The sequence below is a fragment of the Curtobacterium sp. MCBD17_013 genome (genome assembly GCF_003234565.1).
In the GTDB taxonomy this organism is placed as follows: Bacteria; Actinomycetota; Actinomycetes; order Actinomycetales; family Microbacteriaceae; genus Curtobacterium.
Map to the genome: position 1 here is coordinate 429,229 of NZ_QKTU01000001.1, position 12,485 is coordinate 441,713.

Consider the following 12,485-nt stretch of genomic DNA (forward strand, 5'->3'; position numbering starts at 1 on the left):
GATCACGGGTGATTTCGTGTTGGCGCGGATCGTCCCCCGACCTGGGAACGGTGTACCCCGGCGCTCAGGGACTGCGCGGCTCCGGCCCGGCGTCGCGCTCGGTTCGACGCAGTGCTCCCGGTCCGGCCCCCGGACGACACCTGTCAAGCACGAAAACGCGCTGTGACCAGGTGATCACGCGAGACCGACCGAAGCGGCGAACGGCCCTTCCGGCGCTGGAACATCGGCTCGATGCGGAACCGTCGGTCCCCCTTCCTGCTGTCGGGCGGACGGCGGACATGTCGGGTAGGGCGAACGACCGACCCCGATGTACCCCGTAACGCACGTGTAACACCCCCGGACGGGGGCCGCGTTGTGGACTCCGGCAGGCTCTGTCACAAATGAAGCACCCGAACTGACCCTGGTTCCCCGATGGCGCGGAATCCCACCTCGAACGCCGAAGCAGGGATCGATGTTCACTTTCATCCTCCAAATCCGCCAGATGGTCGATGGACACCCGGAGTTCTACTTGTTCACCGTGTACTCGGCGATCATCTGGCTCCTCTGGATCGCCAAGGTGGTGATCTCCGCCCGGTACCGGCCGTACACGGGCACGTTCACGGGGACGACGAGCGTCGTCGTCCCCGTCGTCGACGAGCCACTCGACCTCTTCCGTGACGTCATCGGCCGCATGGTCGAGCAGCGTCCGGGCGAGATCATCGTCGTCATCAACGGCGCGCCCAACGCGGGGCTCGTGCAGGTCTGCGAGGAATTCGCCCCCCTCGTGACCTGGACGCACACCCCGATCCCGGGCAAGCGCAACGCCGTCAAGATCGGAACCGAGCTCTCGCGCGGTGACATCACGATCCTCGTCGACTCGGACACCGTCTGGACCCCCGGCACGCTCGACGAACTCGTCAAGCCGTTCGCCGACGAGTCCGTGGGCGGCGTCACGACGCGCCAGCGCATCCTCGAACCCGAGCGCAGCTGGATCACCCGCTGGGCGGACTGGCTCGAGAACTCCCGAGCCCTCTACTCGATGCCGGCGCAGAGCGTGCTCGGGCAGATCGGGTGCCTCCCGGGCCGGACGATCGCGTTCCGCCGCAGCATCCTCATGCGCGTCATGGAGAAGTTCATGACCGAGAAGTTCATGGGCGTGTTCCTCGAGGTGTCCGACGACCGGACGCTCACGAACCTCACGCTCAAGGAGGGCTACCGGACCGTCTACCAGTACACGTCACTCGTGTACACGGACGCGCCGCTCAAGGTGAAGAAGCTGTTCAAGCAGCAGCTCCGCTGGGCGCGTGGTTCGCAGTACAACACGCTGCGGATGCTCCCGTGGATGATCGGCCACGCCCCGATCCTCGCGCTGTTCTTCGTGACCGACATCATCCTGCCGTTCATGCTCTTCGGTGTCATCGCCGGCTGGGTGTACCGCGCGTTCACCGGTCAGGGCCAGAACCTCTACCAGGGCATCCTGCACCAGTACGGGTTCTCGACCGGCTTCGTCTACGTCGCCGCGCTCATGGTCGTCTCGAGCGTGCTCAGCATGGCGATCCGGCAGATGCGGCACCTCGCCGAGAAGCCGTCCGACTTCGTCCGCCTGCCGATGTTCATCATCGTCTCGACGTTCTTCCTCATGCCGATCCGGCTGCTCGGGTTCTTCCGCCTCGCGCACGCCTCGGGCTGGGGTACCCGCGCCGGTGCGTACGCAGGCGGACCGATGGAGACCGAGCCCGCCGTACCCGTCCCCGGCCACGACAGCACCCCGCCCGTCAGCCCCATCGACCGGATCGACGAGGTCCGCTCCGAGGACGTCGACCGAGAGTTCGAGCAGATGTTCCAACTCGGCTCCTCGACCGGCGCCGACGCCACCAGCACCTCCACCACCACCGTCCTCGCGACGCGTCGGGACACCGTCCGGGACGCCCGCATCTCGCGCAAGGCGGCGGCGACGCCCGCCAAGCGCGTCAACCCCTACGCGGTGATCCCGTACCTCATCGGTGTCGCGATCTTCGCCCTGGAGGCACTCACCATTGTCTGAATCCATCCGCCACTCCGGAAGCTGGTGGGCCCCGTCGAGCAAGCACGCCAAGCGCACCGCCGTCGGGACCACCGCCATCGTCGTCGCCCTCGCACTCATCACGTGGGCCGTCTGGATCTCGCCCGGCAACGTGGTCAGCACCGCCGTGCACCACGCGCTGGGCGTGAAGACCCAGGCCCAGAAGACCGCGGACGCCACGGCCGACGCGGCGAAGCTGCAGGCGAAGCTCACCGCCGCGCAGCACCGCATCTGGAAGCTCGAGGGGCAGCTCCAGTCCGCGAACGCCTCCGGCGCCTCTCGCGCCGAACGTCTCGCCTCCTTGCAGGCGCAGCTCAAGACCGCGTACGCCAAGCTCGGCACGGCCGAGTCGGCGGCGTCCGGTGGGACCACGACCGCGTCCGGATCGACGTCGGGCGGGTCCGGTTCCGCCAGCGCCTCCAACGGGTCCGGCGGGTCCGGTGCCGCCCCCGCGGCCGCCGGGAACCCGGCCAAGGCGTCGTCGACCTCGACGGCGGCCGTCGCGGCCCCGACGAAGGCCGAGGTCCTCGCGCAGACGTCCCGCTGGTTCGGCCTGTACACGGACCAGTCGCCCTTCAACTGGGCGACGTACGACGACACCGCCACCAAGATCGGGACCGCGCCGAACATGGCGGGGTACTTCCAGGGCTTCGACCAGGACTTCCGAGCCGACGCGGTGCAGCGCTCGTGGGCGAACGGCCGGCTCCCGATGCTCACGTGGGAGTCGCAGCCGAACGCCGCCGGCAACAACGCGCCGGACCAGTCCGCGTACAGCCTGTCGAAGATCATCAAGGGTGACTTCGACGCGTACATCACGAAGTACGCCGAAGCGGTCAAGGCCAACGGTCAGCCGGTCGCGATCCGGTTCGACCACGAGATGAACGGCAACTGGTACCCCTGGTCCGAGGGCGTGAACGGGAACACCCGGGGTCAGTACGTCGAGGCGTGGCGGCATGTGTGGAAGATCTTCCAGGCCACGGGAGCGAACGCCGATGCCATCTGGGTCTGGGCGCCGTCCCGCGTCGACGTGCTCCCGACCGAGAGCACCACGGCGTGGAACCACCGCACGATCGACTACACCACGTCGCTGTACCCGGGCACGCAGTACGTCGACTGGGTCGGCATGAGTGGGTACTACCGCTCCGCGAGCTCTGACCCGACGTTCGACACCACGTTCGGTGCGACGCTCCAGCAGCTCCGGCAGATCGCGCCCGACAAGAAGATCCTGCTCGCCGAGATCGGCGCGACCGAGACCGGCGGCAGCATCGGCTCGGCCAACGCACCGAGCCAGAAGGCCGCGTGGATCACGTCGCTCTTCGACGCCCTGGCCGAACCGCAGAACAAGGACATCATCGGGTTCTCGTACTTCGACGAGACCGCGACGACGATCGCGGACGGCGTCCGCAGCACCAACGACTGGCGCATCGACTCGCGCTCCGACAGCCTCGCCGCGTTCACGGCGGGCATCGCACGCACCGACATCGACTACGACCTGCAGGAGGTCAGCAAGTGACGAACAGCAACAGCGAGCACGCCGCCACCGGGCTCGACACCCGCCCGGCGCCCCGGATCAGCGTCATCGGGACCGGGTACCTCGGTGCGACGCACGCCGCGGCCATGGCCGAGATGGGGTTCGACACCATCGGCGTGGACGTCGACCCGTCGAAGCTCGCGGCCCTCGCCGCGGGCGAGGTCCCGTTCTACGAGCCCGGGCTCCCCGAACTCATCACCAAGCACGTCGCGAGCGGCAAGCTCCGCTTCACGGCGGACCTCGCCGAGGCGGTCGCGTCGAGCGATGTGCACTTCATCTGCGTCGGCACGCCCCAGCGAGCGGGTAGCCACGCGGCGAACCTCAGCTACGTCGAGAGTGCCACCCGGTCCGTCGCGGAGCACCTGACGCACCCGGGCCTCATCGTGGGCAAGTCGACGGTCCCGGTCGGTACGGCGGCACGGCTGCGCTCCCTCGTCGCCGAGTTCTCGCCCGCCGGCATCGACGTCGAGCTCATCTGGAACCCCGAGTTCCTCCGCGAGGGCAAGGCGGTCGAGGACACGCTGCACCCGGACCGCCTGGTCTGGGGCGGTGCCTCCGCGGCGGCGGACGCCGTCATCCGCGAGGTCTACGCCGCACCGATCGCCGAGGGCACGCCCGTCATCGCGACGGACCTGCCGACCGCCGAGCTCGTCAAGGTGAGCGCGAACGCGTTCCTCGCCACGAAGATCTCGTTCATCAACGCGATCTCGGAGCTGTGCGACATCGCCGGCGCGGACGTCACGACGCTCGCCGACGCCCTCGGGCACGACGTGCGCATCGGTCGCAAGTTCCTGAACGCGGGCCTCGGCTTCGGCGGTGGCTGCCTGCCGAAGGACATCCGTGCGCTCATGCACCGCTCGTCCGAACTCGGCGCGAACCGGGTGGTCGGCCTCATGCAGCAGGTCGACGAGATCAACATGGGCCAGCGCCAGCGCGTCATCGACATGGCGATCGAGGCGGCCCAGGGCTCGGTGCTCAACCGGCGCATCGCCGTCATCGGCGCCGCGTTCAAGCCGCTCACCGACGACGTACGCGACTCCCCGGCGCTCAACGTCGCCGCGGCCCTGCATCTCCGCGGCGCGCAGGTCTCGCTCTGGGACCCGGAGGCCATGGAGACCGCCAAGCGCAGCTTCCCGACGCTCACCTACGCGGAGAGCATGGAGGCCGCGGTCGAGGGTGCCGACATGGTGCTCGTCCTCACCGAGTGGGACGACATCGTGCAGGCCGACCCGTCGAGCCTCCGTGCGCTCGTCGGTCGCGCGATCGTGATCGACGCGCGCAACTGCATCCCGGTCACCGACTGGGTCAAGGCGGGGTGGTCCGTCCGATCCCTGGGCCGGACCGCCTCGGTCGCGGGTGCACCCGTGAGCATCGCCGCCGGGACGAACGACTTGATGGCCACGAGTCGCTAGCCCCGCGGGGAACCGGAGGGCCCGTGTCGGCGGACACGGGCCCTTCGCCGTTCCCGCACACGGCCGGAGGTCCGTCCCGCGTCGCGCGCTGCGGTGACGCTCGCGGGCGGCCCGGCCCGTGCCTCCCAATCCGTGCCTCCCGGCCGTCCTCCGCGGTGACGAGACGACGAGAGGCCCGCACCCTGGCGGGTGCGGGCCTCTCGCGAGCGGCTGCGACTCAGACGCCGAAGTACATCTCGTACTCGAACGGGTGCGGGCGCTGCGCGTACGGGAGGATCTCCTTCTCGTACTTGTAGTCGATCCAGGTGCGGATGAGGTCCTCGGTGAAGACGTTGCCCTTCGTGAGGAACTCGTGGTCGGCCTCGAGCGCGGCGAGGGCCTCCTGGAGCGACGACGGCACCTGCGGGATGCCCTTGGCTTCCTCGGGCGGGAGCTCGTAGAGGTCCTTGTCGACCGGCTCGTGCGGCTCGATGCGGTTCTGGATGCCGTCGAGCCCGGCCATCATCTGCGCGGCGAACGCGAGGTAGGGGTTTCCCGAGGCATCCGGTGCACGGAACTCGATGCGCTTCGCCTTCGGGTTCGTGCCCGTGATCGGGATGCGGATGGACGCCGACCGGTTGCCCGCCGAGTAGACGAGGTTGACGGGGGCCTCGAAGCCCGGGATGAGCCGGTGGTACGAGTTGATCGTCGGGTTCGTGAAGGCCAGGACCGCCGGGGCGTGCTTGAGCAGGCCGCCGATGTACCAGCGGGCGATGTCCGACAGACCCCCGTAGCCGTTCTCGTCGTAGAACAGCGGCGAGCCGTCGCTCCACAGCGACTGGTGCGTGTGCATGCCCGAGCCGTTGTCGCCGAACAGCGGCTTCGGCATGAAGGTCGCGACCTTGCCCCACTGCTCCGCGGTGTTCTTGACGATGTACTTGAACTTGAGGATGTCGTCGGCCGCGTGCACCATCGTGTCGAAGCGGTAGTTGATCTCCTGCTGCCCGCCCGTGCCGACCTCGTGGTGGGCGCGCTCGAGCACGAGGCCCGAGTCGATGAGCTTGAGCGAGATGTCGTCACGCAGGTCGGCGGTCTTGTCGACCGGCGACACCGGGAAGTACCCGCCCTTGTACGCGGTCTTGTTCGCGAGGTTCCCGCCCTCTTCGCGACGACCGCTGTTCCAGGCGCCCTCTTCGCTGTCCACCTCGTAGAAGCTGCTGTTCTGCTTCACCTCGTAGCGGACGTCGTCGAAGATGTAGAACTCGGCCTCGGGGGCGAAGAACGCGGTGTCCGCGATGCCCGTGGACGCGAGGTACTTCTCCGCCTTCTTGGCGACCTGACGCGGGTCACGGGCGTAGATCTCGCCGTTCCGCGGGTTGTAGATGTCGAAGACCATGATCAGCGTCCGCTCGGCCCGGAACGGGTCGATGTAGGCCGTCGTCACGTCGGGGATGAGCTGCATGTCCGACTCGTGGATCGAGGCGAACCCGCGGATCGACGAACCGTCGAAGAGCTGCCCGACGGCGAAGAAGTCCTCGTCGACCGTGGAGGCGGGGATGTTGAAGTGCTGCTGGACACCGGGCAGATCCGTGAAGCGGATGTCGAGGAACTTGACATCCGTGTCCTTGATGAACGCGAGCACCTCGGAGGAATCACTGAACATGTGAGTCGTTCTCCAATGGTTGGTGATGGCGGGGGCCAGGAGGCTACCTCCGTCGAGGCTATTGACCCGGCATTTCCCCGACGTGACTGCATTGTTTCCGGCATGTTACGTGGCGGTCGGCCCAGTACCCTGGGTGGTATGCCCGGTCCGACCTACTCAGCCCCCGCCGCCTCGTCGGACACCTGGCCCGGGAAGGACCTCGGGCTCCCGGCTGAAGGGTCCCGGAGCGTCGCTCGGCTCGGTCGTCGGATCGCTGCCCTCGCGATCGACGGTGTCCTGGCGGACCTGGTCGCCGTGGCGCTCCACGTCTACCCGTCCGGCCGCGACGTCGCCGAGGGCTGGTGGGTCCTCGGGATCTTCGCCGTGCTGCAGATCGTCTTCATCGCCGTGCTCAGCGGCAGCTTCGGTCACCTGTGCGTGGGGCTGCGGGTCGTACCTGTTCGACCCGGGTACATCGGCGTGGTTCGGCCGGTGGTCCGCACGGTCCTGCTGTGCATCGTGATCCCCGCGTTCATCTTCGACCGGGATCAGCGTGGGTTGCACGACCGGATCCCGGGCACCGTGCTCGTCCGCCGATAGCCGAGCGCGCCCTCAGGGGACGAGGCGGACACGCGAGTTCCGCCCCCGGGAGCGGAGGGGGCCGACGTTTCGCCCCGGGAGCGGAGGGCGCCGACGTTTCGCCGCGCGAGCGGAGGGCGGAGACGACGAAGGCCCCACAGTCGAGCGGGGCCTTCGTGGTGATCCGGGGTGCTCAGCGAGGTCGCCCGGCACGCATGCGCGTCGGGTCCATGCCCTTCGGGATCGCGGACGCGGGGTTCTGGGTCAGCGAGTCGAGCCGGTTCGCGACGGCGACGACCTCGTTGCGGTTGAGCGAACGCTTCAGACGGTTCATCCGCCGTGGCAGCCGGTGCAGCGTGACAGCGTCCTCGCCGTCACCCACGGCGATCACGTGGAGCGCGACGTTCGGCACGATGCGGTGCACCTTGCGTCGCTCCTCCTCGACCAGGCGGGAGAGCGTCGCCGTCCGTCCCTCGGTGATGAGGACCACGCCGGGAGTCCCGACGGCGCGGTAGACCGCGGCCTGCGACCGGGCATGCACGGCGACGGGCATCTCGCTCGACCGCCAGTTGCGGCGGAGGGAGTTCGACAGGACGGCGCCGACCGCGCCGGGCTGGCCGTCGATCTGCGAGTACGCCGCCCGCTCGGCGAGACGCCCGAGCACGATGAGGAACAACAGGACGCCGAGCAGCACGCCCGCGACGATCCAGAGGATCTGGGCGAAGACGGTCTGGTTCGGCAGCAGGAACGCCAGCAGGACGCCCGCGAGCACGGGAACGCCGAACGCGAGGATGAACCACCCGAGCGACGTCGGGTCGGCGCGCCGCGTCATCTGGAAGACCTGGAACATCTGCTTGAGACGTCCGGGCTCCTTCGCCGTCGGCTCCGGGGTCGTGGTGCGTGCCATGCGTCCAGGATACGGCCTGCCCGGACACCGGTGATCCCGAGGTCGGCGCTGCGGGCGAACGAACCGTCCTGGTCCGTGTGGAGGGCGCGGGAGCCGTCGTCCACATGTGCCCGGCCGCCCGATCGTTCCCCTGGTGGATTCCGTGGCGGGTCGTGGCGGCGTGGGGACCGCGATGCTACCGGGCATGGACGGATGGTTGCGAGGAAGGGACGGGCGACGGAACGGGCGGATCGCGCCACCGCAGGTCCGGATCACCCGGAGACCCGACCGGCGTACCCCGCGCGTCGACCGTGGACGGGGCCACGGTACCGAAGCGGACGGGGGTACCGACGTCGCCGAGGCGGTCGTGGTGGACGACCAGGGGTGGCCCAACTCCTGGATCCCGTGCGTCGACGTGGACGCGGCTGCTGGCTTCCTCGGATGGGTGGCAGCGCGAGGTGTTGACGAGGACCGCCACCTCGTCCGCGTCTCCGCGTTGGCGGCCGGTCCGGACGGCCTCCCGACGGCGTTCGTCCGTCAGGTGGAGGGTCTCCCGCTGCCGATCGCGCTCGACGTGCTCGGCGGACTCACGGTCGGTGTCGCGGTGACGCTCGGGCTGCCGCTCGTCCGCCTCGCCGTGCGCGCCGCCGTGTCGGGCAGCACCCCGGTCCTCCTGCCGTTCGGCCCGGTACGACCGTCGGACGTGCTCGTGGACCGCTCGGGGGCGGTCGTCGTCGCCGAGCCGCCCCCCGGCGCATCCGGGGGTCCGCCGCACCTGCCCGGTTCCGGCACGGAGAGCGCCATGATGCGTTCCTCGGCGGCGGGACGTCGCCACCGCGCGCCTGCCGGTGTGGACGGCCTGCTCGTGGCGTGCCGCGTCGTGTGGGAGCGGGCGGACCCGCGTCTGCCCGAAGTCGACCGCGTGTTGCGCGCACTCGACGAGGCGCGCGCCGACGTCGACGGCTGGACCGATCGCGTGCCCGCGGCGATGGTCGCCGCGGCGGTGCCTCGCCCGGTCCGATGGCCTCACGACGCGACGTTCCCGGGCACGGTCGCCACCGACAGGGCCTCGCCGGCTGCGGTGCATGGGGGAGCGACGCGGTGGGGCGCAGGGGGAGCGGTGCGTGCCGGCGCGGGCCACGGCGACGGCGCGCCCGCGCCGCTCCCGAGCCGCGTGGGCACGATCGTCGGCGCGTTGTCGGCCGGTCTGCCGGTACCCGGGGGTCGGCGGCTCCCGCTCCGGGTGGCGATCGGCGGCCTCTTGGGCGTGGTCGGGCTCGTCACCGGGCTCGTGCTCACGGGCGGGCCGCGTGCGGCGACCGCGATGCCGGTGTCGCCCGGTGCGGGCACGACAGCGGCCCCGGTCCTCGTGCGAGGACCGGGGCCGCCGTGATCGCGTCAGTACCCGAGGTGCGCCGTGAAGTCGCCCGCCTCGAGCCGGTTCTTCACCGCGACGAGGTACCGCGCGGCGTCGGCACCGTCGATGATCCGGTGGTCGTACGACAGGGCGAGGAACACGGTCGATCGGATGGCGATCGCGTCCTGACCGTCGACGCTGATCACCGCCGGCTTCTTGACGACGATGCCCGTGCCGAGGATCGCCGACTGGGGCAGGAACACGACCGGGGTGTCGAACAGCGCACCACGCGAACCGGTGTTCGTGAGCGTGAACGTGCCTCCGGAGAGCTCGTCGGGCTTGAGCTGGTTGTTGCGCGTCCGCGCGGCCAGGTCCGCGATGCTGCCGGCCAGTTCCGCGAGGCTCAGCTCCGCCGCGTCCCGGATGACCGGGGTCAGCAGCCCGCGCTCGGTGTCCACCGCGATCGAGAGGTTCTCGGTCTCCGGGTACACGATCTCGTCGCCCTCCACCGTGGCGTTGAGCTTCGGGTGGGCCTTGAGGGCTTCGGCGGCGGCCAGGGCGAAGAACGGCATGAAGCTGAGCTTCGAGCCGGTCTTCTGCTGGAACTCGGCCTTGTGCGCGTCGCGGAAGCGGGCGACGTTCGTCACGTCGACCTCCACCACGCTCGTGAGCTGGGCGGTGGACTGCATCGACTGCACGGCCCGCTCGGCGACGACCTTGCGCAGGCGCGTCATCTTCTCGCGGGTGCCGCGGAGCGGCGACACCTCGGCGACGAACGGTGTCCCGCTCGCAGCCGGAGCCGTGGTCGACGCGGTGGAGGCTGCCGCTGCGGCAGCGGCCTCGGCGGCTGCGAGGACGTCCTCCTTGCGGACACGCCCGCCGACACCGGAGCCGGTCACGGTGGCGAGGTCGACGCCCTTCTCGTTCGCGAGCTTGCGGACGAGCGGGGTGACGTATCCGGAGGTGCCTGACGTGGTCGGGTTCGGGACCGTGGCCGACGTCGCCGGGGACTGCGGCGCCGCCGCGGGGGCTGACGGCACGGCGGCCGGAGGAGCGGGGACCGGCGCCGGCGGCGCGGGCACGGCGGCGGGCGGCGCGGGCACGGCGGCCGGCGGAGCGGCGGGAGCGGCCTGCGCGGCCGGCATCGGCTGGACGGCGGGCGGCGCCGGCGGTGCCGGGACGGGTGCGGGAACCTCGTGGTCCTGCTCGTCCGTCGGGGCGGCGAACGGGGCCTCCTGGTCGGCGGCCTGCTCGTTCTCGGGCGCGACCGGCTCGTTCGACTCGACGGGCGCGGCATCCTGCGCGGGGGCGTCGTCGGACGCGCCCTGGTCGGAACCGTCACCGATGCGGACCAGCGGCGTCCCCACCTCGACGGTCTCGTCCTCGCCGACGAGGATCTCCTCGACCACACCCGCGACCGGTGACGGGATCTCCGTGTCGACCTTGTCGGTCGAGACCTCGAGCAGCGGCTCGTCGACCTCGACGCGGTCGCCCACGTTCTTCAGCCATCGGGTCACCGTGCCCTCGGTGACGCTCTCCCCGAGCGCCGGGAGGTTGACGGATTCGCTCATCAGGTGGACTCCTCTTCGAAGGCGTGGTGGTGTGGTGGTGCGGTGGTGCTCGACCGGGTCCGGCGGAGCGTCACAGTGCGTGGAGGGGCTTGCCCGCGAGGTGCAGGAACGCCTCGCCGAGCGCCTCGTTCTGGGTCGGGTGTGCGTGGACCAGCGGGGCGACGTCCTCGGGGTGGGCTTCCCAGTTCACCGCGAGCTGGGCCTCACCGATGAGTTCGCCGACGCGCGCACCGATCATGTGCACGCCGACGACCGGACCGTCGACCACGCGCACGACCTTGATCGAGCCGGACGTGCCGATGATGTGGCTGCGGCCGTTCCCTGCGAGGTTGTAGTCGTACGCGTCGATCTTGTCGGCGCCGTACTCCTGCTCCGCCTTCGCCTGGGACAGCCCGACCGAGGCGACCTCGGGGTCGCAGTAGGTGACCTTCGGGATGTTCTTGTCCTCGATGATGACGGGACTCAACCCCGCGATCTCCTCGGCGACGAAGATGCCCTGCTGGAACCCGCGGTGCGCGAGCTGCAGGCCGGGGACGATGTCGCCGACGGCGAACACGCCGGGGACGCTCGTGCGGAGCCGGTCGTCCGTGAGCACGTACCCACGGTCCATCCGGATGCCGGTTTCCTCGTAGCCGAGCCCGGCCGTGACGGGACCGCGGCCGACGGCGACGAGCAGCAGGTCGGCCTCGACGGTGGAGCCGTTCTCGAGCGTCACGACGACGCCGTTCTCGTGCTGCTCGACGCCCTGGAACCGGACGCCGAGCGAGAACCCGATGCCGCGCTTGCGGAACGCCCGCTCGAGCTGCTTCGACATCGCCTCGTCCTCGTTCGGGACCAGGTGCGGCAGCGCCTCGATGATGGTGACGTCGGCGCCGAAGGACTTCCAGACGCTGGCGAACTCGACTCCGATGACACCGCCGCCGAGGATGGCCACCTTGTTCGGCACGTAGTCCATCTGCAGGGCGGTCTCGGAGGTGATGACCCGCCCGCCGATCTCGAGACCGGGCAGGCTGCGCGAGTAGGAACCGGTCGCGAGCACGACGTTCTTGCCGGTCACGGTGCGTTCACCGACCTGCACGGTGGTGGGGGAGGTGAGTCGACCGGAGCCCTCGACCACGGTGATGCCGCGCGCCTTGATCAGCCCCTGCAGGCCCTTGTACTTCGAGGTGATGACACCTTCGCGGTACTCGATCACCTTCGGGACGTCGATGCCGTGCAGCTGGGCCCTGACGCCGAAACGCTCGGCGTCACGGGCGCCGTCGGCGATCTCGGCCGCGTGGAGCAGTGCCTTGGTCGGGATGCATCCGCGGTGCAGGCAGGTCCCGCCGAGCTTGTCCTTCTCGACGAGCGCGACGCTCATCCCGAGCTCCGCGGCCCGGAGCGCCGCGGCGTACCCGCCGCTGCCGCCACCGAGGACCACGACGTCGTAAGTCTCTTCCGTCACCTGGTGCAACTCCCTCGTGCGAGAGGGCCGATCGGGCCCTCGT

At 70.0% G+C, this 12,485-nt stretch carries 9 protein-coding genes; 5 read left to right on the forward strand and 4 right to left on the reverse strand.

Annotation, left to right across the window (positions count from 1 at the left end):
- Nucleotides 1–451: 451 nt before the first annotated feature.
- Genes DEI81_RS01875 through DEI81_RS01885 form a run of 3 tightly spaced genes read left to right on the forward strand, consistent with a single transcriptional unit; the run spans nt 452 to nt 4,984 of the window.
- The gene (locus DEI81_RS01875; protein ID WP_111008783.1) at nt 452–2,023 is read left to right on the forward strand and encodes a glycosyltransferase; all 1,572 of its coding nucleotides are present in this window, start codon (nt 452–454) and stop codon (nt 2,021–2,023) included.
- Nucleotides 2,016–3,554 carry a glycoside hydrolase family 26 protein gene (locus DEI81_RS01880; protein WP_111008784.1) on the forward strand — a complete coding sequence of 513 codons (1,539 nt, stop codon included), beginning with the start codon at nt 2,016–2,018 and terminating at the stop codon, nt 3,552–3,554. Before DEI81_RS01875 ends, DEI81_RS01880 begins: the two co-directional genes overlap by 8 nt.
- Nucleotides 3,551–4,984 carry a UDP-glucose/GDP-mannose dehydrogenase family protein gene (locus tag DEI81_RS01885; protein WP_111008785.1) on the forward strand — a complete coding sequence of 478 codons (1,434 nt, stop codon included), beginning with the start codon at nt 3,551–3,553 and terminating at the stop codon, nt 4,982–4,984. The genes DEI81_RS01880 and DEI81_RS01885 overlap by 4 nt, the downstream gene beginning before the upstream one ends.
- A gap of 217 nt (nt 4,985–5,201) precedes the next feature.
- Here the strand turns inward: DEI81_RS01885 and glnA are convergent, their stop codons facing one another.
- Nucleotides 5,202–6,626 carry a type I glutamate--ammonia ligase gene (glnA, locus tag DEI81_RS01890; protein WP_111008786.1) on the reverse strand — a complete coding sequence of 475 codons (1,425 nt, stop codon included), beginning with the start codon at nt 6,624–6,626 and terminating at the stop codon, nt 5,202–5,204.
- A 138-nt stretch (nt 6,627–6,764) separates the two neighbouring features.
- Between glnA and DEI81_RS01895 the strand changes: the two genes are divergently transcribed.
- Nucleotides 6,765–7,205, forward strand: a complete 441-nt coding sequence (locus tag DEI81_RS01895; protein ID WP_111008787.1) for an RDD family protein — start codon at nt 6,765–6,767, stop codon at nt 7,203–7,205.
- A gap of 172 nt (nt 7,206–7,377) precedes the next feature.
- On the opposite strand, the gene DEI81_RS01900 is transcribed toward DEI81_RS01895, so the two are convergent.
- Nucleotides 7,378–8,091, reverse strand: a complete 714-nt coding sequence (locus DEI81_RS01900) for a DUF4191 domain-containing protein (RefSeq protein ID WP_111008788.1) — start codon at nt 8,089–8,091, stop codon at nt 7,378–7,380.
- A gap of 349 nt (nt 8,092–8,440) precedes the next feature.
- On the opposite strand from DEI81_RS01900, the gene DEI81_RS01905 reads away from it, so the two are divergent.
- The gene (locus DEI81_RS01905; protein WP_146243984.1) at nt 8,441–9,463 is read left to right on the forward strand and encodes a hypothetical protein; all 1,023 of its coding nucleotides are present in this window, start codon (nt 8,441–8,443) and stop codon (nt 9,461–9,463) included.
- A 5-nt stretch (nt 9,464–9,468) separates the two neighbouring features.
- On the opposite strand, the gene sucB is transcribed toward DEI81_RS01905, so the two are convergent.
- Together sucB and lpdA are read right to left on the reverse strand one after the other, a co-directional pair.
- Nucleotides 9,469–10,998 (reverse strand): 2-oxoglutarate dehydrogenase, E2 component, dihydrolipoamide succinyltransferase, encoded by a 1,530-nt coding sequence (gene sucB / locus DEI81_RS01910; protein WP_111008790.1) that lies wholly within the window; start codon nt 10,996–10,998, stop codon nt 9,469–9,471.
- Between the two features lie 70 nt (nt 10,999–11,068).
- The gene (gene lpdA / locus DEI81_RS01915; RefSeq protein WP_111008791.1) at nt 11,069–12,442 is read right to left on the reverse strand and encodes a dihydrolipoyl dehydrogenase; all 1,374 of its coding nucleotides are present in this window, start codon (nt 12,440–12,442) and stop codon (nt 11,069–11,071) included.
- Between the last annotated feature and the right edge of the window lie 43 nt (nt 12,443–12,485).

What these genes read in the sequence shown, in the direction of transcription:
- DEI81_RS01895 (WP_111008787.1), top strand. Translation starts at nt 6,765, where the DNA reads ATGCCCGGTCCGACCTACTCAGCCCCCGCCGCCTCGTCGGACACCTGG.
- DEI81_RS01875 (WP_111008783.1), top strand. Translation starts at nt 452, where the DNA reads ATGTTCACTTTCATCCTCCAAATCCGCCAGATGGTCGATGGACACCCG.
- DEI81_RS01900 (WP_111008788.1), bottom strand. Translation starts at nt 8,091, where the DNA reads ATGGCACGCACCACGACCCCGGAGCCGACGGCGAAGGAGCCCGGACGT.
- sucB (WP_111008790.1), bottom strand. Translation starts at nt 10,998, where the DNA reads ATGAGCGAATCCGTCAACCTCCCGGCGCTCGGGGAGAGCGTCACCGAG.
- glnA (WP_111008786.1), bottom strand. Translation starts at nt 6,626, where the DNA reads ATGTTCAGTGATTCCTCCGAGGTGCTCGCGTTCATCAAGGACACGGAT.